The organism is Enterococcus sp. AZ109, from assembly GCF_051714625.1.
In the GTDB taxonomy this organism is placed as follows: Bacteria; Bacillota; Bacilli; order Lactobacillales; family Enterococcaceae; genus Enterococcus_A.
The window spans coordinates 400,041-424,327 of record NZ_JBIOSF010000001.1; the positions used below are offsets into that span (position 1 = coordinate 400,041).

Annotated in this window: 21 protein-coding genes and 1 pseudogene; 6 read left to right on the plus strand and 16 right to left on the minus strand. The window is 38.9% G+C overall.

Annotated features, from left to right (window positions below):
* Positions 1 to 134 precede the first annotated feature (134 nt).
* The 3 genes from IGI42_RS01940 (at position 135) to rpsT (ending at position 3,460) form a co-directional block, all read left to right on the plus strand.
* On the plus strand, positions 135 to 968 hold the full coding sequence (locus IGI42_RS01940; RefSeq protein WP_438713941.1) for an undecaprenyl-diphosphate phosphatase: 834 nt from the start codon (positions 135 to 137) through the stop codon (positions 966 to 968).
* A 205-nt stretch (positions 969 to 1,173) separates the two neighbouring features.
* Positions 1,174 to 3,084, plus strand: coding sequence for a heavy metal translocating P-type ATPase (locus IGI42_RS01945; RefSeq protein WP_438713942.1), 1,911 nt, complete (start codon positions 1,174 to 1,176; stop codon positions 3,082 to 3,084).
* 121 nt (positions 3,085 to 3,205) lie between these two features.
* Positions 3,206 to 3,460 (plus strand): 30S ribosomal protein S20, encoded by a 255-nt coding sequence (gene rpsT / locus IGI42_RS01950; RefSeq protein WP_010758954.1) that lies wholly within the window; start codon positions 3,206 to 3,208, stop codon positions 3,458 to 3,460.
* 28 nt (positions 3,461 to 3,488) lie between these two features.
* Here rpsT and holA read toward each other — a convergent pair whose 3' ends face one another.
* From holA to IGI42_RS01970, 4 genes are read right to left on the minus strand one after another with little or no spacing between them, the layout of a single operon-like run.
* Positions 3,489 to 4,517 (minus strand): DNA polymerase III subunit delta, encoded by a 1,029-nt coding sequence (gene holA, locus IGI42_RS01955; RefSeq protein ID WP_438713943.1) that lies wholly within the window; start codon positions 4,515 to 4,517, stop codon positions 3,489 to 3,491.
* Positions 4,518 to 4,549: 32 nt separating this feature from the next.
* Entirely contained in the window at positions 4,550 to 6,775 is a 2,226-nt protein-coding gene (locus tag IGI42_RS01960) for a DNA internalization-related competence protein ComEC/Rec2 (RefSeq protein ID WP_438713944.1), read from the minus strand.
* Positions 6,776 to 6,782: 7 nt separating this feature from the next.
* Positions 6,783 to 7,274 carry a ComE operon protein 2 gene (locus IGI42_RS01965; protein WP_438713946.1) on the minus strand — a complete coding sequence of 164 codons (492 nt, stop codon included), beginning with the start codon at positions 7,272 to 7,274 and terminating at the stop codon, positions 6,783 to 6,785.
* A 26-nt stretch (positions 7,275 to 7,300) separates the two neighbouring features.
* Complete coding sequence (locus IGI42_RS01970; protein WP_438713948.1) at positions 7,301 to 7,918, minus strand: helix-hairpin-helix domain-containing protein; 618 nt, start codon at positions 7,916 to 7,918, stop codon at positions 7,301 to 7,303.
* 243 nt (positions 7,919 to 8,161) lie between these two features.
* On the opposite strand from IGI42_RS01970, the pseudogene IGI42_RS01975 reads away from it, so the two are divergent.
* Positions 8,162 to 9,105: pseudogene (locus IGI42_RS01975) on the plus strand (magnesium transporter CorA family protein).
* A gap of 45 nt (positions 9,106 to 9,150) precedes the next feature.
* On the opposite strand, the gene IGI42_RS01980 reads toward IGI42_RS01975, so the two are convergent.
* The 12 genes from IGI42_RS01980 to IGI42_RS02035 all read right to left on the minus strand — a co-directional run bounded on the left by IGI42_RS01980 (position 9,151) and on the right by IGI42_RS02035 (position 22,231).
* Positions 9,151 to 10,206 (minus strand): SepM family pheromone-processing serine protease, encoded by a 1,056-nt coding sequence (locus tag IGI42_RS01980; protein WP_438713950.1) that lies wholly within the window; start codon positions 10,204 to 10,206, stop codon positions 9,151 to 9,153.
* Positions 10,187 to 10,681 carry a pantetheine-phosphate adenylyltransferase gene (coaD, locus tag IGI42_RS01985; RefSeq protein WP_438713951.1) on the minus strand — a complete coding sequence of 165 codons (495 nt, stop codon included), beginning with the start codon at positions 10,679 to 10,681 and terminating at the stop codon, positions 10,187 to 10,189. Before coaD ends, IGI42_RS01980 begins: the two co-directional genes overlap by 20 nt.
* Entirely contained in the window at positions 10,682 to 11,272 is a 591-nt protein-coding gene (gene rsmD / locus IGI42_RS01990) for a 16S rRNA (guanine(966)-N(2))-methyltransferase RsmD (RefSeq protein ID WP_438713952.1), read from the minus strand. It abuts the gene before it with no gap.
* Between the two features lie 278 nt (positions 11,273 to 11,550).
* Complete coding sequence (locus IGI42_RS01995; protein ID WP_438713954.1) at positions 11,551 to 11,892, minus strand: YlbG family protein; 342 nt, start codon at positions 11,890 to 11,892, stop codon at positions 11,551 to 11,553.
* Complete coding sequence (locus IGI42_RS02000) at positions 11,885 to 12,310, minus strand: YlbF family regulator (protein ID WP_438713956.1); 426 nt, start codon at positions 12,308 to 12,310, stop codon at positions 11,885 to 11,887. The genes IGI42_RS01995 and IGI42_RS02000 overlap by 8 nt, the downstream gene beginning before the upstream one ends.
* Positions 12,307 to 13,422: a CAP-associated domain-containing protein gene (locus IGI42_RS02005; RefSeq protein WP_438713958.1), complete on the minus strand. Its 1,116-nt coding sequence runs from the start codon at positions 13,420 to 13,422 to the stop codon at positions 12,307 to 12,309. Before IGI42_RS02005 ends, IGI42_RS02000 begins: the two co-directional genes overlap by 4 nt.
* Positions 13,423 to 13,434: 12 nt before the next feature.
* On the minus strand, positions 13,435 to 16,860 hold the full coding sequence (locus IGI42_RS02010) for a pyruvate carboxylase (protein WP_438713959.1): 3,426 nt from the start codon (positions 16,858 to 16,860) through the stop codon (positions 13,435 to 13,437).
* 5 nt (positions 16,861 to 16,865) lie between these two features.
* A complete protein-coding gene (locus IGI42_RS02015) occupies positions 16,866 to 18,059 on the minus strand; it encodes an FtsW/RodA/SpoVE family cell cycle protein (protein ID WP_438713961.1) in 1,194 nt (397 codons plus the stop codon).
* Between the two features lie 3 nt (positions 18,060 to 18,062).
* Positions 18,063 to 18,365 carry a DUF1507 family protein gene (locus IGI42_RS02020; RefSeq protein WP_438713962.1) on the minus strand — a complete coding sequence of 101 codons (303 nt, stop codon included), beginning with the start codon at positions 18,363 to 18,365 and terminating at the stop codon, positions 18,063 to 18,065.
* A gap of 840 nt (positions 18,366 to 19,205) precedes the next feature.
* Complete coding sequence (gene typA / locus IGI42_RS02025; RefSeq protein ID WP_438713963.1) at positions 19,206 to 21,047, minus strand: translational GTPase TypA; 1,842 nt, start codon at positions 21,045 to 21,047, stop codon at positions 19,206 to 19,208.
* 108 nt (positions 21,048 to 21,155) lie between these two features.
* Entirely contained in the window at positions 21,156 to 21,914 is a 759-nt protein-coding gene (locus IGI42_RS02030) for an inositol monophosphatase family protein (RefSeq protein WP_438713965.1), read from the minus strand.
* A gap of 44 nt (positions 21,915 to 21,958) precedes the next feature.
* The gene (locus IGI42_RS02035) at positions 21,959 to 22,231 is read right to left on the minus strand and encodes a UPF0223 family protein (protein ID WP_438713966.1); all 273 of its coding nucleotides are present in this window, start codon (positions 22,229 to 22,231) and stop codon (positions 21,959 to 21,961) included.
* Between the two features lie 963 nt (positions 22,232 to 23,194).
* Here IGI42_RS02035 and IGI42_RS02040 point away from each other — a divergent pair.
* Positions 23,195 to 23,578, plus strand: coding sequence for a hypothetical protein (locus IGI42_RS02040; protein ID WP_438713967.1), 384 nt, complete (start codon positions 23,195 to 23,197; stop codon positions 23,576 to 23,578).
* A gap of 59 nt (positions 23,579 to 23,637) precedes the next feature.
* Complete coding sequence (locus IGI42_RS02045) at positions 23,638 to 24,246, plus strand: DUF2922 domain-containing protein (RefSeq protein WP_438713969.1); 609 nt, start codon at positions 23,638 to 23,640, stop codon at positions 24,244 to 24,246.
* The last annotated feature ends 41 nt before the right edge of the window (positions 24,247 to 24,287 follow it).

Sequence of the window (24,287 nt, forward strand, 5' to 3'; positions counted from 1 at the left end):
AGGAGCCCTATTGGTTCCTGTTTTTTTCGTTTTTATGAAGAAAATCTTAAAAAAACCTTTCTCTTATTTCGATGGTTTTTCCTTTGGCTTAACGGTATACTTGTCTTTGTTATTAAACAGAAAGGAATTACACTATGCTTATTATGAATATTTTCAAAGCAATTATTCTCGGTATCGTAGAAGGAATTACCGAATGGCTGCCGATTTCTTCGACTGGACATTTAATTTTAGTCGATGAATTTATTAAAATGGATGTTAGTCCGGCTTTTACTGAAATGTTTAATGTAGTCATTCAGTTAGGAGCTATTATGGCCGTTGTGGTTTTGTACTTTGATAAACTTAATCCTTTTTCTGCCAAAAAGAATCCGCTAGAAAAAAATGATACGTGGACGCTTTGGTTCAAAGTGGTTGTTGCTTGTTTACCAGCAGTCATATTAGGACTTCCGTTGGATGACTTTTTAGAAGCACATTTCCACAAGTTCCTGCCTGTAGCAATTATGTTAATTGTTTACGGAATTGCCTTTATTGTTGTGGAAAAACACAATAAAACCAAAAAACCGAAATGTACGAATTTAAATGATTTCACTTACAAAGCGGCGCTGATTGTCGGACTTTTCCAAGTACTTGCACTTATTCCTGGAACTTCTCGTTCGGGTGCTACCATTCTAGGGGCAATTTTAATTGGTTCCTCTCGTTTTGTTGCGACTGAATTTTCTTTCTTTTTAGGAATTCCGGTAATGTTTGGCGCTAGCGGGTTGAAAATAGTTAAGTTTTTAGCAAATGGCAACTCTTTTGGTTTTTCAGAAATCTTAATTCTTTTAGTTGGAATGATCACTGCTTTTGTCATATCCATCATCGCTATTAAGTTCTTATTAGATTATATCAAGCGCAATGACTTTACAGTTTTTGGCTGGTATCGAATCATCTTAGGGGTTATCCTCATTGCGTATTGGCTAATTGCTATGTAATGTCTTTTCACTGCAGACAACTTTGTCTGCAGTTTTTTTGTTTCCTTCAAATACTTATTTAGAATTATTACATTCATGATCATTGCGGATCATCGGTTGTTCTCCTCCTTTTTCTAATTGATAATCACTTTCGTTCTCAATTAGCATATTTTATTATCAATTAGCATTTAGATATGCTAGGATAAAAGTGAGAGGAGGAGGAAAAATGAGTAAAGAAGAAAAACAAGCGTTTCTCTCTACCCTTTTCTGTCTAATATTATTAATTTCTGGTAAAGTATCCGAACTAATGAATTTCCCGTATTATCCAATTTTGTTTATAGGTGCAATTATCTCTGGGGGTTGGAAGCAGACTAGTGAAGGCTTACTAGAACTTTGGCAAGATCGAACCTTGAATGTAGACTTGCTGATGGCGCTAGCTGCCATTGGTGCTTGCTTAATTGGTAACTGGTTTGAAGGTGCGATGCTTACGTTTATTTTTTGTTTAAGTGGTGCCTTAGAAGAATATGCCACCAACAAAAGCACCAAGGAAATCACCGCCCTTATGAACTTATCTCCAACTAAAGCAGTTAGACTCATGGAAAGTGGCGAACAATCTGAAGTAGATGTTAGTGAGCTGCAGGTGGATGACTTAGTTTTTGTAGCTAAAGGTAGCGCTGTACCAATCGATGGGATTTTACTGGACCATCCGACTTCGATTGATGAGGCAGCAATTTCTGGTGAATCTGTTCCCGTGGAAAAAGAACCGAATGACGATGTTTTCGGCGGAACAATTAATACAGGCAATGCCTTTAAAATGAAAGTAACAAAGACAAGCGATGAAACATTATTTGCCCAGATCATTAAACTGGTTGAACATGCTCAAAGTGAACAAAGTGAGACAGCTAGTTTTATTGAAAAAATTGAAAATGTTTATGTAAAGGTTGTACTAGTTGCGGTTCCTTTAATGATCTTACTGACCCATTTTGTAATTGGCTGGAGCTTTGAAGAAAGCTTTTATCGGGGAATGGTGTTGTTAGTCGTAGCTTCTCCGTGTGCCCTAGTTGCTTCGGCTACTCCGGCGACTTTATCAGCTATTTCAAATGGTGCCAAAAAAGGGGTTCTCTTTAAGTCAGGTAAAGAACTGGAACGTTTGGCTGATTTAAAAGCAATAGCATTTGATAAAACTGGGACTTTGACTCGCGGGAAACCACGCGTGACTGACTATAAACAGCTAATAGACGATCCTATCATTCCAAAAATGCTAGTTTCCATGGAAGCCTATTCTACTCATCCATTGGCTTTAGCCATTTTACAATTCTTCCATAGTGAAGAACGCTATACCGATCTTCGGGTAGAAGAAAAAGCTGGTACTGGTTTGGAAACAGTCTACGCTGGGCATACTTGGAAGTTAGGCAAACATGCCTATCAGGAAGGTTCTTCTGTTGAGTCAACCATTGGCCATTTACGAGCAACTGGTAAAACTGTCATTTTTCTTTCAAAAGATGATCAGTTGGTGGCCATTCTCGGCTTAATTGACCTGCCAAAAACTGGTACTGAAGATGTGATTCACTACTTTAAAGAACAAAATATCCATACAACTATGCTAACTGGTGACAATGAAGGCTCTGCAGCTTTTGTTGCTGAAGCAACTGGCATTGATGATTATCATGCCAACTGTTTGCCAGCTGAGAAGACCGTGCTCATTCAACAACAAAAAGATAAGTACGGAGTAAACGCAATGGTGGGCGATGGTATTAACGACGCTCCCGCCCTAGCAACTGCAACAATTGGTATAGCAATGGGGCAAGGTACTGACGTCGCTATGGATGTTTCTGACATCGTACTAATTAAAAACGATTTGGCAAAATTGGCTTATAGTCATCGTTTAGCCAAAAAGCTAAAACGGGTCGTAAAACAAAATATTGCCTTCTCATTATCAGTAATTGCTCTTTTAATTATTAGCAACTTTACACAATTCTTAAGCTTGCCATTAGGAGTAATTGGTCACGAAGGCAGCACAATTTTGGTCATTTTCAACGGATTACGCCTATTATTGCCTTTAAAAGAAGTGGTTCGCTCAGATCGTGCGCAAAATTGCAATGATTGTCCTCTATATCAGTCCAGTCAGCAGCATTGAGTTTCTGTTAAGGAAAAAAACTTGTCACGATTTTATTGCATTGAGACAAGGCTTTATGTATAATGAGTAATGTTGAATTGTACGGAATTTCCGTATAAGACTGAATTCGGAGGTGAAACCATTGCCAAACATTGAATCTGCAATCAAACGTGTTCGCACAAGCGAAAACGCAAGTGCAAAAAACTCTTCACAAATGAGCGCTATGCGCACAACTATCAAGAAATTTGAAGAAGCTGTAGCAGCAGGAGCTGAAAATACTAATGAGCTTCACAAAGCAGCGGTAAAAGCAATTGATATGGCTGAATCAAAAGGATTAATCCATAAAAATAAAGCCAACCGTGACAAAGCTCGCTTAGCACGTGAATTAGCTAAATAATAAAAACCGATCGTAATGATCGGTTTTTTTATTTGATCTTAGCCGTTGTTTTCAAGATAAATAACTGAAAAGCCAGCTCCTTATCCAATTGTCCAATCTTCACTTGATAGTCGTTTTCCACCAGCTGGTCATACATCTCTGACAATGTTGGCAGCGGAAACTTTGCTACCTGCTGCATTGCCAATTTCACTCGGTATGGATGAATTCCTAATGTTTCAGCAATATTTGCTTGCTGATAACCGATCTTTTGTAAAATTTTTGTCTGCAACAGTAAACGAACCTGACCAATCAAAATAGCGTTTAATTTAATCGTTTCTTCCCCTTGAATATGCAGTTCTTCATATGTTTGGTAGGCCTTCTCCGCATTGCCCTTTAGCACCTGCTCAGTCAGTTCAAAAACATTGTGCTCCAACGTCTTGGGTACTAAGTCTTCTACCTGCTGTAACGTGATGGTCCCACCCTCTCCTGCAAACAGCAGCAGCTTATTCAATTCATTCATTGCCTTCGACAGATCAAAATCCGTTAACCGCAAAAATAAATCGAACGCTTCTCGAGAAATTTTTGCCCCTTCATTACTAATATAACGTTGCAAAAAGTTTCGAAGATCGCCTTCTTGAAGAGGTGCGGCATCAATCAGAACAGATTGTTTTTTGAGTGCTTTAGTGATTTTTTTGCGGGCATCTAATTTGGGATACGCTGCCCAAATGACTAACACAGTTGAGTCCAGCGGTTGCTTCAGATAGTTCAATAGGGCATCAATATCCTGCTCTGGCGCAGAAGCTTTCTTTTCACCAGTAAGAAAATAAGGCTTCTCGACAAAGACCATACGATAATCGCCGAAAAAGGGCATAGATTCAGCTTCTCCCACCACTTGATCAATAGTGCTTTCCTCCATGTCAAAGGACATAAAGTTCAATTCTTCTAAATCATCCGCTTTCATCCGCTCCATAAAGGCCTGGCGCAGCTCCTGCTGTAAATAATCTTCTGTTCCAGTAATTAGATAAACCGGCTGCAGCGGTTGGCTGCGAATGGCTTGAAGTGCTTCGTGTGTATTCATGACTTCCCTCCTGCTGTTTTATGCTACCATGATTATTCGTGAAAAGCTATCATGGTTTTTAATTTTTCCGACTGCCCAAAAGGATACCATTCATAATAAATCATCCCTTGTTGATCCGTTCGGTAGATCGTTGTTTCTTCTGCTTGCAAGGTCTCCAGCGTTTCAGAAGCCGGATGACCATAACGATTATTTTTCCCAGCAGAAATTACAACTTCATCTGGTTCAAGTTGTTTCAAAAAGGCAGGACTGGTGGAGGTTTTACTGCCATGATGGCCTATTTTCAAAATGTCCACTTGTAGTTTAGGGTAATTTTTGATTAGTGTTTCTTCACCGGCTTTTTCCAAGTCACCAGTTAACAAAAAACGCTTGCCATTGATTGAAAGATAAGTGACTAGTGAACTGTTATTGCTTCCGTCACTAATTTTAGGTGATAAAACATGAAGACTAAGCTGCTTGCCGATTTTATCACCTTCCTTGACTAAATGGATCTTTGGTCTTTGTTTCATCTGTTTTAAAACAGGTACTAGCTCTTGTTCTGACCCTTTGCCTAAGTATAAGTTTTTTACTACTAATTTTTCTGTCACATTTAGTAATTCACCCATGTGATCGGCATCATTATGGGTAATAATCAGGTGATCTATTGTTCGATATCCTTCTCCTTTAACCAATGGCAAGATGTTGTAATCCGAAGGCGGTTTTAATTTTCGTTGTTGCCAATCCTCTTGCTTAAATCCCAAGCGACCACCTGTATCAATTAAAAAGGTCTCACCATGAAAAGGAAGCTTAATAAAAATACTATCGCCTTGTCCCACATCGATGAAGGCGACCAGCCCTCGACTCGAAAAAGGAATCGTTAGCGTCATACATAAGAGTAAGACAATTGGCTTCAAAATTTTCTCATGATATTTGCATCGATGAATCAACCACATTAGGGAAATAATCATGACAATAAATAACAAAAAGCTGGGTTCACCAATTACTATAGACGGAATATAGCCTATTAATAGGACTTTCTCTAATAGTAAGAATACACCTTCCAATACCTCCAATATGAATACTGGTGGTGTCATAAGAAAGCTCACGAAAAATAAAAAAAGACAACCGGGTAAGATTACCCAGCTAAACACTGGCATCATCATAAGCGTAAATATTCCTGAAACAATGGACCACTCTGAAAATTCATAGAGCAAAGATGGAAATGCTAGAAATGGAAATATTAAACTCTGTGCTAGATTGTTTGAGGAAATATATTTCAAATGCAATAATATTAATGCGAAAAATAAACTTAATCGTCCGCCCACCGAATAAAATACTAACGGACGAATTAAAAGTAATAAAAAAAGCATAAGTGCCCACTTATCTAGACCTGACAACTGCCAATCAAATGTTTGGCAAATAAATGCGACCAAATAACTGATTACCGCTCGCAATACGCTGGCTCCGCCTCCACATAAAAAAATTAAAGCAATACCAACAATCACTAAAACAGCTAACCGTGACTCACGGATCATCCCACAGCGAGTCAACAGCAGTTGTAAGCCACCTAAGTAGAATTGAATATGCAGGCCTGATAGTGTGAACAAATGCATTAGACCGCTAAGCTGATAGCCCTCTGTATAGTCTTCAAAATTCTCATCCTTATACCCTATTACTAAAGCATTTAGGTAGCTAGCTAGCCGTTTGGGAAATTTTTTTTGCGTATGAAAGATCAAATGAGCCCGCAATTTAGAAAAAGAGTACCCTCTGATTCGTTTACTAACTACTGAATCAGCTTGAATTGTACCCATTATTCCTTGACTAAGATTATTTTTTTGCACATCATAGCCATGCAAATTACGCACAGGTTCTGATTGGGAAAAAGACCCGTTCAGTAATACATAATCTGGCAATTGTTCTTGTAGCCAAAGCTTTTGCTCCTCCTCGCTTTTCAATCGATAATAAACCTGATATTTTCCAGTTTTATTTTTTGCTGAAAAACGCAGTGAATTTCCTTCGACTTTGATCGTGTCTTGAAAAACTTGCAGAACTTCCTCATGGATTTTTTCAGGTGGTGTCTGGAAGCTTTGGACATAAATAAAGGCTCTAAAACCAACACAAAAACTGCACAAAACAGTCACAGCTACTAACCTGTGGTTGTTCATGCAGCAGATTCGAATCAACAATACAATGAGGAACAAAATGAATACCCAATGGAAATGATAAAACAAGCTTCCCGTTAGAGCAGCAACTAAAATCGGCAATATAAGATAATTCTTCAAATAGGACTTATTCTTTAGGTAATGCGGCAGCATCTTCTCCTAATTGAAGCTTCGAAAAATACTTACTCTCTAAATGTACTTGGTGAGCGCTAGCGCCTACTTGACGGATTAAATCTACCGCATAAGGATCGTTGCGGTAATCTTTTAAATAATGAATCTTCTTAATACCCGCTTGCAGTAAAGCTTTTGTGCAATGCAGGCAAGGAAAATGAGTCACGTAAACTTCTGCTTGATCAGTCGCAATTCCCAATTTTGCACATTGCAACAAAGCGTTCATTTCTGCATGAATTGTACGAAGGCAATGTCCATCCACTACGTAGCAATCTTCATCAATACAATGAACATCACCGCTCACTGAACCATTATAGCCTCCAGCAATAATGCGTTTGTCGCGAACAATTGTAGCGCCCACTTCCAAACGGGTACAAGTGCTACGTAAAGATAATAAAACGGCTTGTGCCATAAAATACTGGTCCCAAGGAATTCTTTCAGTGGTCAACTTCTTCTTCCTCTCCTGTTTCTTTCTTATATTGTAATCGAGTTGCGTAAATTTTCAAGCGTCTTTTGACCGATCCCAGAAACATTCATTAAATCTTCTATCGATTGGAAGCTGCCGTTTTCTTCACGATAATTAATAATGTCCTGAGCTCTCTTTACACCGATTCCAGATAGTTGCTGCAATTGTGACGAATCTGCTGTATTGATATTAATTTTTTCTGTGTCTTCGCTTTTGTCAGTCGCGATAGTTCCTTGCCCAGTCTCTTGGATAATCGGGATTTCTTCCCCTACTTTTGGAACATAAATAATTTCTTGATCTGACAATAGCTTGGCTAAATTCACTTGATTTCGATCTGCTTCTTCGCTAAAACCACCTGCTAGTTCAATTGCATCCATTAATCGCATCCCTTCCTTAATGCGATACATTCCTGGACTTACTACTGAACCTTTTAAATCTACAAACCAATCGACAGTAGCTTGGTCATGACTATTCGTAGTAGAAGTCGTGGTGGTTTCTTGTGTAGTAAAAAGCAACTCCTCACTAGCTGTCTTGGCAGGTGCTCGAAGCACCAACCATAAGATTAGAAAAAAGACTGCTCCTCCAGCAAGCATTGCGACCTTTTTTTGCTGTTCATCAAATTTCACTATTCTACTCCTTTCTAGTTTAATATACGCAAAAGAGTTAATTTATTTTCTCAGAAAAATAAAAAAGACTCTTTTGGCTGAAAACAGATTTATTGACAGTTTCAATGCTTTTTCATGATAATCGTAATAAGCAAACCATTATATTGAGGAATGTAACGGGCCTTAGTACATTAAAAAAAACAACAATACGCACATAAACTCAACCCTTTATTATAAAAAGAGCAAGAAAGGAACGAATGCTAAATGATTAACTATTATCATCTATCGGAAAATACTGGTATAACGAAAAGTGATAAAACAAACGGAAATTGGATGGCCTTACAAGACTTAACTGAGGGGGAACAGAAGGATATTATTGAGCAATATCACCTGCCGGATGATATTTTCAAAGGTGTTGAACAAGCGGAGGAAGTCTCTAGATTAGAGCGTTTAGAAGGAACCAAGTTAAACGATGCGTATATTCTCGTACTAACGAATCTCTCTTCTGATACAGATTTACGAATTGAAAAAAGATTAGAGCCACTAATTTTTATTATGTCAGATACGTTAATGATTACCCATGCAAAAAAAAATCAGAATTTATTGATCGGCTCTTTGAAAAGTATCGAGAAAAGACCACTTCGTTAGAAAAATTAGTTGCTTATGTTATTTTAATGGTCTACACCCACTACATTGCTGAACTACTTCGAGTGAAGGAAACCATTGACGAGTTAGACCAAGCTGCTCGAAAAACCACTAAAAATGATGAATTATTTCGTATGGCTGATACGGAAAGAGATGTTGTCTTTATTGACCATACCCTAAAAGGCCAAACAAAAACTTTAAAAGCACTATGGGAAACGACCGATTTTGCAGAAAATTTAAACGATGCAAAACTCATTTATGATATCGAATTTCGTCAGGATCGTGCGGAACAGCTGATTGAAATCTATCGAGATTTACTAGAAACGGTCGGAGGATTGTTCTCAGACATGATGGATAACAACTTGAACCATCTGATGAAGTATCTAGATTCAGCCGCTTTAATTATTTCTATACCTGCCTTAATTACTGGCATATGGGGAATGAACACGGGAGGAATTCCTGGAGAAGGATCGAATATCACTTTTTTTGCGGTACTAGGATTGGCGGCCCTGCTAAGTATCTTAGCTGCTGTTCATTTGAGTAAAAAAGACTACACAAAATAAAAAAATAGCTATGCTGGAATTTCTTAGCCAGCATAGCTATAAATACTACTTCATATTTTTTAGATAATCCAATGCATCTTGAACATTTTTCACTGGAACGATCTTCATGTCTGTTCCAAGCTTTTTAGCAGCTTCTTTTGCCTCTTGGTAATTCGTTTTAATATCAGGTTGAACTTCTTTCATCTCATCAGTAATTTCATCATCCGGTGCAAAGAAGACCTTTGAGCCATTTTCTACCGCACTGGCAACTTTTTTATCAATGCCGCCAATTCTGCCTACCGTACCGTCAGAACTAATGGTTCCAGTTCCCGCAATTTTTTCACCCTGACGGATATCCTCATTCATTAACTGTTCGTATATTTCTAATGTGAACATAAGTCCTGCAGATGGTCCACCAATATTTCCAGCGTCAATATCGATATTCTCATCGGACTTAATTTCAGTATGATCAGTTAAGGTAATGCCGATGCCCGGCTTTTTATCACTAGGTAATTCAATCAGTTTTCCCGTAGCTTCCTTCGTTTCGCCATCGTGAGTAAAGGTAACCGTCACTTCTTGACCAACCTTCTGGCTTTTCACATAATCCATTAACTCTTTGCTGCTAGTAAATGTATTGCCGTCCACCTGAGTGACAATATCACCTACACTTACTTCGTTTGCAAAGTTAGAGTTCTCTTCAACTCCAAGTATATAAACTCCTTTATATTCGAGCTCATAAGGCTTATCCGCTAGTTTTAGTGCTTGCTCAATTGCAGCATTTTGTGAGGACTGCATATAGAACTGTTGCATTTGCTGATACTCATCATTGGATGCACCACCAGTTAGTTCTTCGGCCGAAACAACATCTTCAAACGGATTAAAATTCGCCATCAATGCACTAAAAGCTGTCGCCCTTCGAATGCCGACAGATGTTAAACTAAAAGAGCCTGACTCATCATCTTTTTTCTGATTCACTGTGATCAGATCCTTCAAATCAATCGTTGCACCTGGTTGTTCCACATAGTAAGGAATCGGCACAATCATACAAGCTGCGAATAGGATAATTCCTAAAATTAGCAGCAGCTGTTTAATAGGAGCTTTTTTATTTTTCAATTTGTTCACGCTTCTTTTCTAAGGCTTCATAGACTGGTTGAGGAAGATACTCACGCACATCCCCGTCGAATATCATAACTTCCTTTAAAATACTAGAACTGACATGACTGTATTCCGGTGCCGCTAATAGAAAGACACTTTCTAGCTGTTGGTCCAAATGCCGATTCATTAAGGCAATTTCTTTTTCATACTCATAGTCCTTCACACTACGAATACCTCGCAGTAAAAACTTTACGCCTAACTCTTCCGCTACTTCTACCGTCAGTTTCTGGGCTTGAGTAATCACACGTACGTTCTCTAGATGAGCAACAGAGGCTTTAACTAACGTCAAGCGTTCTTCACCGGTGAAAAGGCTCTTCTTAGTAGTATTCACAAAAACACCAATAATTAATTCATCAAACAACTTGGCTCCTCGTTCTATTGTGTCTAGGTGCCCCATCGTCAATGGATCAAAGCTACCTGGAAAAAGAGCAATTCGTTTCATCTATTTCGCCTCCCAATCATATATGGTTACTGCACTCAATCCGTAAACCTGTCTTTTTCTTTGGACAAATTGACCAATTGTTTCCGGCAGCACGATCGATTTGTCGGTTTCGCAAACAACAACCGCCTCTTGTGCAACTAGTTCTTCTCGCATTAATGCATTTAATTGCTTTGTAATTTCCTGCTCCGCATATGGAGGATCTAGCAAAATCAAATCAAAAGTGATAGATTGTTCACTTAGCTGCTGAATCGCTGTATTAGCAGGCATTTGCATTAAATGGAAGCTATCTTCTTGTTTAGTCATCGCTACGTTCTCTTTAATAATTGACATAGCTCGAAAGTTCTTTTCCACTAAAAAGGCTTGATCCATGCCGCGAGACACTGCTTCGATTGCCAGTGAGCCGCTTCCAGCAAACAAATCAAGCACGTTGCCTCCTGAAAAATATGGACCGATCATGTTGAACATAGCCCCTTTTACTTTGTCAGTTGTTGGACGTGTTGTTTTACCAGTTAATGTTTTCAACTTACGACCACCAAATTCTCCTGCTACCACTCGCATTGTTGGGTATCCTTTCTTTTTCGGAATTCTCATCTATCATACTAAATCCTATGAAGAATTCCTACTGTTTTGCAAAGCTGTTTATATTATAAAAGAAAAAAATGAAAAATGTTTGATTAAATCAGACATTTTTCATCTTTTTTTGACCGTGAAGAAAGTATAAGCTTTTTACGATGGATAGGCCAGCGGCATACTGATCAGCATTGTCCAATTTTACAAACCTTCCTAGCCTTAAAGATACACAAAGCTTAAATTGCTATACTTAACTATACTAAAAACAAGACTGTGCAAGTTTGCACAGCCTTTAATTATTATACGGTTTCAGCTAACCGGATTTTTGTATTTGCTTCTACTACATCCAATTCTTCTTCTTCTTTTACCTGGTATGCAGCTTTCGTACCAATTCGATCAGCGAAATTCATCTCCACATCCGGACGATAAGATCGCTCTACCTGGCGCACGAAATGAAGTGCTCGCAGTTTTTCTTCAGATTCTTCTAAGACCTCTTCGTTAACATATAAGACAACATACTTCATCTTACGTGAAACATAATGAATCAGTCCATAACGTTTTAAAGTTTTTAACTGCTTAAGCGAATAGACCCAAATAACGATTCCTCGCCTTTTTTGTACTGTGAATTCTGTATTATCCATGACAAGTCCCCTTACAATGATGATTACCTGTTTCAAAAAAAGGATTTCCAGCATCTACCTTGATATCCGGTGAGACCGTCTGTGCGAGTGTCTGACTGATTTCGTCCAACAAGTTTTGAAGGTCGGTTTCAGCTATGCGGAATTCTGCTACTTTTTGATTCATGTCCAATGTCCTTTTGGCACGACGCGCATTTCTTTGCTTTTCCATATAATCAGGTGCAAATTTACCATAATCAGCGACTCGTTGAAAACGTTCTTTTTCAACTAAAAACTGACGCTTCAACTCGCTAACTTCTGGACAGTTGTCCATTTGTTTCTTCTTAAGCAAATAATTTTGAAAGACTTGGCTGTGTTTTACACACTCTATTAAATGCAGTGTTTGATCCTCCAAGGAAAATAATGCTTCATCTATAATCAACGTTCGTCACTTTCCTTTATTCGTTCTGATTCTTGTAACAAGACTAGCACATTTTGCTGGTTAAATGCAACGCCCAGTTGATAATCCATTTCTTTTGAAAAACGATTTGCCCATCTGTCTTGGCTAATCCAGTTAAATAGACTAAACCATGGATCAATAACCGGCGAATAAAATAATCCACCTTTCTGATCAATCGACTGGTTCTTAGCTAAGTTTTGAAATTCCTTGTCTCTTAAACTGAAAGAGAAGTTGCCAGCACGAGCTTCTGAAAGAGTTGCCCATTCATCCTGACGATCACGGGACAATACATTTTGCGGATCCTCTAAAAAATCCACTAGCATATTTTCACTTTCTTCAGTGACTGCTATACTTGTCTCAAAAGCAGGCAAATTTTGAAAAGAACGATATAAATTGACAACGTCTATCACCTGTTGCTCTTTTTGTTGATTCACTTGTTCCCAATCGAAATTACTTTCCTGAGCCTGAAACGATAATGGATTTCCACTGTAAATATGGTAAGGCATTACTCGAAGCAACGTCTCAATATCCAAATACGCTACTGAAAAAAGTTTTTCATTTGTTCCATCAAAAAAAGGAATCGCAAAGGTCCCGTTATCAAAAGCGATTAAGGGACGAAAACGCATGTCATCCTCTGTTAATTCGATGTCAATTGGTTCGTCGTTGTAAACAACGGCGAAATTAGAAGACAACGTCATTTGTTTTGCCAAATCACTATTAGTCATCCCAAAAACAAAGGGTGATTCTTTATTTTCAGCACCGATCACCTTTAAAGCAGTGATCGTACCTTCTACCACATTTGCCTGTAGAAGTCCCCCCTCAATCGGGTACGTCCGCATCTCAAAAAGAAAGCCACTAGACTCTATCTTAATTGGAGAACCAATATCAGGCTCAACTTCACTAATTGGTAAACCGATATATTGTGCACAACCAGCAGTTGCTACCGTCTCGTGTCGAAGAGAACTACGTTTAGCCGGTCGACTGGGGGGTTCGACCGGCGTACTAGTGATAGCGGGTGGAAAGAGAATCGGCTGCACATAATACCCGATCAAAACAATGATAAAGATACCGATGAAACCTAAGACTCTTTTCACAACACTACCCTCCTATTTTTCTTTTACTTCGATTAATAAGTCTCCTGAAGAAATACTTTCACCTTCTGCTACATAAATATGCTCAACTTCACCATCATAGCGGGCGTCGATAGAGGTTTCCATCTTCATCGCTTCAGTCACCATTAACGGCTGACCTTTTTCGACAGTGTCGCCTTTTTTCACTAGGACCTTCAAGACCGAACCAGACATGGTCGCTCCGATTTGTTCCCGGTTGGTTGGTTCCGCTTTGCGTTTGGCTTGAACTGTACTCTTAATTGACGTGTCTTTGACGTTGATTTCACGACGTTGACCGTTCAAGTTGAAGAACAAGGTACGGTTGCCTTCGATATCTGGTTCGCCAATTTCATCAAGGCGAATGATTAAGATCTTGCCTTTTTCAATTTGGACATTGATGGTTTCACCTAGACGCATACCAGCAAAGAAGGTTGGTGTATCTAACAGCGTTACATCGCCAAATTGGGCATAAGATTTTTGATAATCTAAGAATACCTGCGGATACATTAAGTAGCTTAAGACATCAGTTTTACTTGGTTCAAAGCCGATTAATTCCGCTAATTCCGCTTTAACTTCCGCAAAATCAACAGGTTTAGCAAATTTGCCTGGGCGTTCGGTCAAAGCCGGACGACCTTGTAAAATGATCTTTTGCAGTTTTTCTGGGAAGCCGCCAACTGGCTGACCTAAGTCCCCTTGGAAGAAGCTGATCACAGAATCTGGATAGCTTAATTCTTCACCGCGATCGTAAATATCTTGTTCCGTTAAGTCGTTTTGCACCATGAACAAGGCCATGTCGCCGACTACTTTAGAAGAAGGCGTTACTTTAACAATATCGCCAAACATCATATTAACATTATGATAAACTTCTGTGATTTCATCCCAGCGATCACCTAAACCAACAGCTTTGGCTTGCTGCTGCAGGTTGGAGTATTGTCCTCCCGGCATTTCGTGTTGATACACTTCGGTCTGAGCCGCCACAATCCCGTTTTCAAAGCCACGGTAATATGGACGCACATCTTCCCAGTAATGGTTCAGCTGACGGACATTTGCCAGCTCAAGATCTGGTGTTCTTCCTTCGTTTTGCAGCGCATAGTACAGGCTGCTCATACTCGGTTGACTCGTGGCACCACTCATGGCACTCATCGCCACATCCACAATATCCACACCGGCTTCAACCGCAGCTGAGCAAGTGATAATGCCGTTGCCAGCTGTATCATGAGTATGCAAATGAATCGGCAGATCGGTCGTAGCCTTCAGCTCACTGATTAAACGATAAGCTGCCTGTGGTTTCAACAAACCAGCCATATCTTTAATCGCAATAATATGAGCCCCAGTTGCTTCTAGTTCCTTAGCCATATCTTTATAGTATTGTACGTTATATTTAGGACGATTGTCATCTAAAATGTCCCCAGTGTAGCAGATCGCCGCCTCGGCAATCTTGCCAGCATCCCGGACAAATTGAATACTTTTTTCCATTTGCGGAATCCAGTTCAAGCTGTCGAAAATACGGAAGACATCAATCCCTTTATGAGCTGCTTCTTTAATGAATTCTTCCAGCACGTTGTCTGGATAGTTGGAGTAGCCTACCGCATTCGAGCCGCGAAATAACATTTGCAGCAAGGTATTCGGCATCGCTTTGCGCAAAAGCTTCAATCGTTTCCAAGGATCTTCGCTTAAGAAACGGTAAGCCACATCAAAGGTCGCACCACCCCACATTTCACTAGAGAATAATTCCGGCATTGCTTTACCAGTTGCTTGGGCAATCTTCACGAAATCGTTGGTACGAACTCGCGTTGCCAATAAGCTTTGGTGGGCATCACGGAAGGTTGTGTCAGTCAGCAACACATTTTCCTGTTTCTTCACCCATTCCGCCACAGCTTCAGGACCTTTAGTATCCAATACTTGTTTGGCTGTTTCGATATTTTTTACTGTCAGGTCTTTCGGCATACGAGGCGCTTCGAAGAATTTCTTTTTCTCCTTCTCAATGCCTGGGAAACCGTTAATCGTAATTTCAGAAATGTAACGCATGGTTTTATTACCACGGTCTCTTACCCGCGGAAATTCAAACAATTCAGGCGTATTATCAATAAAGGTTGTTTTCGCATCCCCGCTTTGGAATACCGGATGACTGATCACATTGTTCATAAATGAAATATTGGTCTTCACACCACGAATTCGGAATTCTCGCAAACAACGTTGCATTTTTTGAATTGTTTGGTCAAACGTCAAGGCATGGGTACACACTTTTACCAATAATGAATCAAAGTGCGGCGTAACGACTGCACCCGCATAGGCATTCCCAACGTCCAAACGAACGCCAAAGCCCCCTGGTGAACGATACGTATCAATCTTACCAGTATCAGGCATAAAGCCATTCAATGGATCCTCCGTCGTAATCCGACATTGAATCGCAGAACCATTCATTGTAATATCTTCTTGTTTTGGCAGACCAATATCTTTATGCAGCTCTTTACCTTGAGCAATCAATAATTGTGTTGTAACAATATCGACTCCTGTAATCATTTCAGTAATGGTGTGTTCCACTTGAACCCGTGGATTCACTTCGATAAAGTAAAACTCATCACCTTCCACTAAAAATTCTACAGTGCCAGCATTAATATAGCCTACATGCTTCATCAGTTGAACAGCTGCATTACAAATTTCCTCTCTTTGTTTATCACTCAGAGATAAGCATGGCGCAACTTCGACAACTTTTTGATGGCGACGTTGTACAGAACAGTCCCGCTCAAATAAATGCAGAACATTTCCATGACTGTCACCTAAAATTTGTACTTCAATATGTTTTGGATTGCCAATATATTTTTCAACATAGACTTCATCGCTGCCAAAAGCTGCTTTCGCTTCACTTTTTGCCCGTTCATAGCCTTCGCGCGCTTCCTTTTCATTATGCGCTACCCGCATTCCACGACCACCGCCACCTAAAGCTGCTTTGATCATCATTGGATAACCATGAGACTCACCAAATGCCAACACATCATCGATTGATGATATTGGACCATCAGAGCCAGGAATAGAAGAAATGCCGGCATCTAATGCAGCTGTTTTCGCTTTGATTTTATCACCAAAAATATCCAAGTGATGCAATGAAGGTCCTACAAATGTTAAACCTTCTTCTTCACAGCGCTTAGCAAAATCAAGGTTCTCAGACAAGAATCCATATCCCGGATGGATCGCATCTGCACCAGCTTCTTTAGCGATACGAATAATGTCTTCGATATCTAAATAAGCATCAATCGGCTTCTTCCCTTCACCCACTAAATAAGCTTCATCCGCTTTAAAGCGGTGCACGGAGTAATTATCCTCTTGTGCAAAAATTCCGACTGTTTTAATATTTAATTCGCTGCAAGCTCGGAAAATTCTTGTTGCGATTTCACCACGATTGGCCACCAAAACTTTTTTCATTCACTTCACTCCTGACTTTTCAAATATTCATATTCTATTGCAAGTTTCGTCCGTTTCTCATCCGCACTAATATTTAGCGCAAACGCAACACCAACAGACAAAACTAATAGGCTGTTCCCACCTTGACTTAAAAACGGGAAGGTAATCCCAGTCAGTGGAATCAAACCTAGCAAACCACCAAGATTAATAAAAACCTGTAATAAAAATAAACTTCCGATCCCAATGCAAATCAATGAATTAAATGGTTTCTTCGATCGAATTCCCACTAAAAAGATCCGTATAATCATAAAGATTAACAGAGCTAAAATAACTAATGCACCAATTAGACCAACCTCTTCAGCCACAATGGCGAAGATAAAGTCGGTGTGCGCTTCACTTAAAAAACCTTTTTTCTCAATGCTGTTGCCTAGTCCGCGACCGAACCAGCCTCCATTAAACATCGCATAATACCCATTAACCAATTGATGTCCTTGATCCAATTCATCAATAAAAGGATTTTTAAATACTTCAAAACGACTAACAATATACTGAAAACGTTCTGGAATAATGTGTCGACCAAAATGAGTTAATAGCTCAATCATTAGAAAACTTACTCCAACGCCAGCACCACCGATAATCACGGTGTAAAACCAATTGACACCACTTGCCAGCAGCAAAATTATTGCTAACAATGTGATGATTGCGGCATTCCCCATATCAGGTTGAATAACGACTAAAAAAACCATAAGGAAAACTAAAAGTAAAGGCCGTTTCATATCTGCCCAAAAGTTATCTTGTATCGTTTCTTGGCGCTTAGATAATATGTAAGCCAAATACCAAACCACCATAATCTTCAAATATTCTGCCGGTTGCAAACTAAATCCAAAAAAATTAAGCCAGCCCTTAGCACCGTTGACCTCCTCACCGATAAAAGGCGTAAGAATCAACAGGACAAAGATTATCAACGTTGCAAAAACAATTAATTGCTGACTTTTTAAAACATCGGTTTTCATTTTGTACATTAATATAATGACGATCAGACTCAACAGCCAAAAAATAGACTGATTTTTTACATAAGAGGCCGGATCTCCGCCTTGAACAATTTGTAAATATGAGGTAGAACTATACACAAAAATCAATCCAACAACGGACAAAATTAAATACGGAATTAAAATACTATAATCTAAAAAGTGACGCTTCCTTAACTTGGACTTCGGCAAGGATTATGCCTCCTTGCTAGTTTCATTAGTTTCTTGACGGTTTTCGTACAGCTCAGTGTACAAACGATTCAATTCAGATTCTAAATCGCTTAACATTTGTTGGCCTTCTCCTTTTTTAAGAATACCAATCCGTTCTGCGAAGAATACTTGACGCGAGAAGCCATACATTTGTGTATCAACAACTTCTTCAAACGCCTTACACTGCGAAATACACAAACTATTGTGTTGATTTTGAATCAGCAGTTTGATGCGCTTGGCATCATCAATTAATATTTTTACGGCAAAATCAGAAGAAATAGGTTCCATTTTGCTTCCCTCCTATCCTTAGTTTCAATATTATAGCACAGAAAAAATGCAAAAAGGAGAAAAAAAGGAGCAACTAAGCTTTAATTAAATTCTTTGTTCGGATTTTCAAGTTGTACACAGGTGGCGAATATTACAACAAGATGACAAACCCGAAATATCCTATGAAAACTGCTCATTCCGCATTTTTTTCCGCTGGCTTCCATGAAACATAAGAGAGATGTGAAACATAACAAAAAAAACATTAAAACACCACTATTTGCTTCAAACTGTTTTACCATTTTGGTTACGGTTACTCTTATATTGACCTCACAACTTCCCACCGAGATATCTCTTGTTAATAAAATATATTACCCTGTGATACCCCTTTGTATTATGGGGTAAGGGAGTTTTCTAATAGATAGTGATTACCTCTATTTTCAATTGCGATATTATTATCTTATTTAATAATCATTTACTTGTTTACTTATTATCAAAAAGAGCACTGAAGTTTCAATTCAAGCTAACTTCCCAGTTAAAAACTTCATTGTTCTATCATCCTCATATTATTAAACTAATAAATTACTTTTCCACCTGTCACTAGTTTAAGTGATCTTATATCTCTTCGACTGATAATCTAGTTGATTTTGCAATCAAATCGATCGGTAGCCTTTTTCAGTAGGCTTAAAGCAATATTCATAGATAGGCTGTCACCGTTGGTATCCATGGCGACAGCTTCTCTATCAAAATTGGGTTTTCATTCACATACGCAAAAAGAAGCCCGCCTGCATTAAATCTCTTAAATTTTCCCAAAAAAAGAACCCCTAACTTCACAGTCAGGAGCTCCCATCATTATTTTGAACTTTACGCTTCAATCACTTTGTTTTTCTTCGCAGCTTTTTCACGTTCCGCTTTATTCAAGATTTGTTTACGCAAACGAATGCTTTCTGGTGTGATTTCACAATATTCATCATCATTCAAGAATTCTAATGATTCTTCCAATGACAAGTCACGCGGTTTTTTGATCACAGACGTTTGATCTTTGTTAGCAGAACGAACGTTAGTCATTTGTTTTGCTTTAGTGATGTTTACGCCAAGGTCTTTGTCACGGCTGTTTTCGCCGACGATCATGCCTTCATAAACTTCAGTACCAGGTTCAACAAAGACAGTTCCACGTTCTTCCACACTCATGATTGAGTAAGTTGTTGCTTTGCCGTTATCAACAGAAACCAACGCACCGTTACGACGGCCGCCTAAGTTTCCTTGGATTTTTGGCAAGTATTGATCAAAGGTGTGATTCATAATACCATAGCCGCGAGTCATTGATAAGAATTCAGTGGTGAAACCGATCAAACCACGAGCTGGAGCTAAGAATACCAAACGAACTTGACCATTACCAGAATGGATCATGTCTTGCATTTCTGCTTTACGTTGACCCAAAGCTTCAATTACACTACCCATATATTCTTCAGGAGTGTCAATTTGAACCAACTCAAATGGTTCACAACGAACGCCATCTACCATACGCTCAATAACTTCTGGGCGAGATACTTGTAATTCGTAACCTTCACGACGCATATTTTCGATCATGATCGACAAATGCAATTCGCCACGACCAGAAACGATCCAAGCATCAGGAGAGTCAGTTGGCTCTACGCGCAACGAAACATCGGTATGCAATTCAGACATTAAACGTTCTTCAATTTTACGAGAAGTAACGTATTTACCTTCACGGCCCGCAAATGGCGAATTGTTAGTCAAGAAAGTCATTTGCAACGTAGGTTCGTCAATGTGCAGAATTGGCAACGCATCTTGATGGTCTACAGGTGTTACTGTTTCTCCAACAAAGATGTCTTCCATTCCTGACAAAGCAATCAAATCGCCGGCTTTCGCTTCTTTGACTTCCAAACGTTTCAAACCAAAGAAACCAAAGATTTTAGTCACTCGGAAGTTCTTGATTGTACCATCTAGTTTAATCAATGACACTTGGTCACCAACGCTGATTTTTCCACGGAAAATACGACCAATTCCGATACGTCCAACATAATCATTGTAGTCCAATAGAGACACTTGGAATTGCAATGGATCATCACTGTTGTCAACTGGTGCAGGAATTTTTTCGATAATGGTATCGAAAATTGGAACCATTGTATCTTCTTGGTCTTCTGGATTATCAGACAAACTTGAAGTTCCGTTGATCGCTGAAGTATAGATCACTGGGAAATCCAATTGATCGTCATCCGCACCTAGTTCAATAAATAATTCCAATACTTCATCAACAACCGCTTCTGGACGAGCAGAAGGTTTGTCAATTTTGTTTACAACTACGATTGGAATCAAATGTTGTTCCAACGCTTTTTTCAACACAAAACGAGTCTGAGGCATGGTACCCTCATAGGCATCGACAACTAATAATACGCCGTCAACCATTTTCATAATCCGTTCAACTTCGCCGCCGAAGTCCGCGTGTCCTGGTGTGTCCATAATGTTGATTTTATAATCTTTGTAGTTTACTGCTGTATTTTTAGCAAGAATGGTAATGCCGCGTTCTTTTTCTAACGCATTTGAATCCATTGCCCGTTCTTGTAAGCTTACGTGGCTGTCTAACGTATCTGATTGTTTCAACATTTCATCCACTAACGTTGTTTTCCCATGATCGACGTGGGCGATAATTGCAACGTTACGAATATCATCTCTGTATTTCACTATAAATTGCTCCTTTTCTTGTAACAAGTCACTCGACAAGCCATTATAGCAGATATTCAGGTGAATTGTTAGTAAAACATTTTCATTTTTTCTGAAAACTTATACTTCTTAATCTTTATACGCTTTTGCCTGCTCCATCGCTGCCGGTGTCAACCCCATAAAATATTCCCGACCAGAGAATTTTAAAGGTTGCTGATTTGCTCCACAAGTCGCCATTCCAAAATGATCCATCATCACTTTTCCTGCAGCATAATCCCACGGGCTCAATAAACTTAAGTAGCCAATTTGAGTTCCCTTCAAGATAGCTATGAAATCTAATCCTGCACAACCAAGAACTCTTACTCCCATCGTTTGCACACCAATATCTTTGGTATGTTGGTAATTATTCGCATAAATTGAAACACCCACGCCCAACAAACCTTCTTCTAACTTCTTATTAGCAGGCGCTGAAATTTTTTCTTCATTATGATAAACTGCATTTACCTTAGGACCACCCCAGAATAAGTCGTCTCTCATTACATCATAGATGAAGCCTAACTGGCCAACCCCCTCTTCAAAGACGGCAATCATGATACAAAAGTTCTCCTTTTGATACACAAAATTTAAGGTCCCATCAATTGGATCAATTACAAAAACACGCCCCTTATCAATAGGCGTAGTATCTTGTCCATTTTCTTCGCCCAAAATTTTTGCCTCAGGGTCAAATGCTTCAATTTTACTTACTAGAAAGTCCTGAATTTCTTTATCCACATTTGTTACAATATCCGTTCTGCCTGATTTGTGATCCACCTGCAAGGTGTCTTCTTTCAATGCGTCTTTAATCTTCCCACCTGCTTCATAAATCCACTGTATAATTTCTCTTTCCATATTATCCTCCTACTATATAAGTTCAATTTAACTTGCTATCCTAATTAACTTAATTTGAATCGCTTCTTCGGCTCTTGTTTGGCAGCTTGGACTGTTCGGTACAGTGAATAGCCGCTTACTTGTTCAAACTCACGTCCGATTTTCTTTTCTTCACCAATGCTGCGAATTACCTGTTTAAATTTTTGATAACCAGTTAAAAAAACCTGCGTCTCCACACCAGTTTCATTAGCTTGTTCAACTAAGTTCAGAAAATCAATCACTGCGATCATTTCTTCTCTACTCCACTCAGGATCGATTGGGTAACTATAATTATCCAAAAGCTTTCACTCCATTCCAGTCTATTTTACCACAAATTGACTAGCAAGGCGGCAAATTGAGCAAGTGCTGCTAATGAAACTACTTATTAAAATCTCGACAGATGTTAGTTAAAATATAACCAAGGAAATCCCCCATCTATCCAAGTCCATTAAATAACACAGAAAAGAATAACCAAAATCATATCAAGGGAAAGTTTGAATGCTCTTAGAAAATGGATCAGTCTTTTTTTATGCCTTTTTCTACCAACTCGCTAACTTTTTTTACCCCCTCTAACGTGCACCCTTAAAAATCAAAAACATTGATTTATCAACATTCTTCTATTTTTAACGTGCACGTTAGAGGGGTCTTTTGCACGTTAGCGCTTTTGTCTTTTCTTGAAAAATGATTTATCTTTTAATCAACGCCCGGGACAAAAAAACGAAATATTAGATTAACACCAAAAAAAGACAGCAGAGGGAAAATAACAGAATGCGAAAACTTAGAAACGATTGGCAGGGCATCAGCCAACAAGTAGAGCTGTTTCCAAGTTTTCTGAAGAGCATCTCATCAACAGACAAAATAGTAGGAAACGATTAAATACGTTTAAATAACTAGAAAACAAATAGATCCCTCTTGTTTACTACGATTTAAGGAAGCATATAAGAACATATTCACAGTCATTTTTGCTCGCTTTTTGACTAAATCGCTAAATATTTTTACCCCCCTCTTATTTGCACTTTTTTCTAATAGAAAAATTTTGAAAACTTGCTATGATCGCATTTCTGTATTTTTGCTGTGCAAATAAGAGGGGTCTTTTGCAAATAAGGACACGTTGTTTTTTCTGGAAAAACGGTTTATCTTTTAGTCAACGGCCGCAGATAGAACACAACTCATAAAAAATCAAAAATACAACCATAAAAAATTGATCGAATGAAAATAACAATTAGAAGAAAAATCACTAAAAAAAGAAAGTAGGTATTACTATGTCACAACAACCATTCACTGACTATCAAATCTTCAATCTCACTCGCGAAACACTTGAACAGCGTATCGGCGAATATTACGACGAAACGCAAGATGGTGCCACTACTATTAAATTATTGCTGGCTTTACGGGTCCGCTACCAGCTAGGCGCAGAGGAATTTGCATTGGTCTTGCAGGATCTAGTGAAGTATCTCTTCACGAAAACTAAAGCAACCAGAACTATGAAACGATTCTTCTATTACTTCGCTGAATATTTTGATGCGTCTGAATGGAAGAAATTATGTTTAAGAGTCTTTCCCATTCGCAATTTCATTGAAAAAGCCAAGTCCATCGCTGGCTCACTTATTGCTCAATTCCGTCCGTCTGAAACAGCGGTACCTTGAGACTGCTAACACATTGTCCTGTCCCTCTATGCCAAAAACTTACGAAAGGAGTTATTAGAATGATTAAATTAGTTGGAACCTTCCTCAACGATGCTGGAAAGAAACATAACTTAATAATGAAAGACCCAAATATTGACTTAAGTCCCGAAGTAGTCAAAGAAAATTTAGAACTACTAACCACCTTAGATCTCTTTGAAAAAGACGGTGTGGCTTTGTTCCAAGAAGTAGTCAGCGCCCAATACGTCGAAACGATTGAAACACCGATTTTCGAAAAGGAGGAATTTTTCGGCGATGCCAACGAACCCGTTACTTTGAATCAATCGTTATTGAATCGCATGCCAGTCACCGAGCAAGTTGAAGTACCGGAAGAAAAGAAAGTCGAGGAAGTGGATAATCAACAGAAATTAGAAGAAATGAAGGCACAAAGCAACTACCGAGAAATTCCCCGCGTGTCTCATGTTCCCTTATCAAAGAAGGGAGATTCAGTAGTAGCTTCTGAAACAGATTTAACAATTCATGACAGTGAAGAGTCACAAATAAAAGAGCTTGCGCCGAAAAAACGCTTAAGCTCTTACAATTTTATCAAAGAAATGTTTCATCGTAGAAACAGGCATCAGCAACAGGCGCGATATCCAGATAATCCTCATGACCCACCTAGTGCTGAATAACTCCCAATAAAAATCAGTATAAACTGATTTTTATCGCGGTG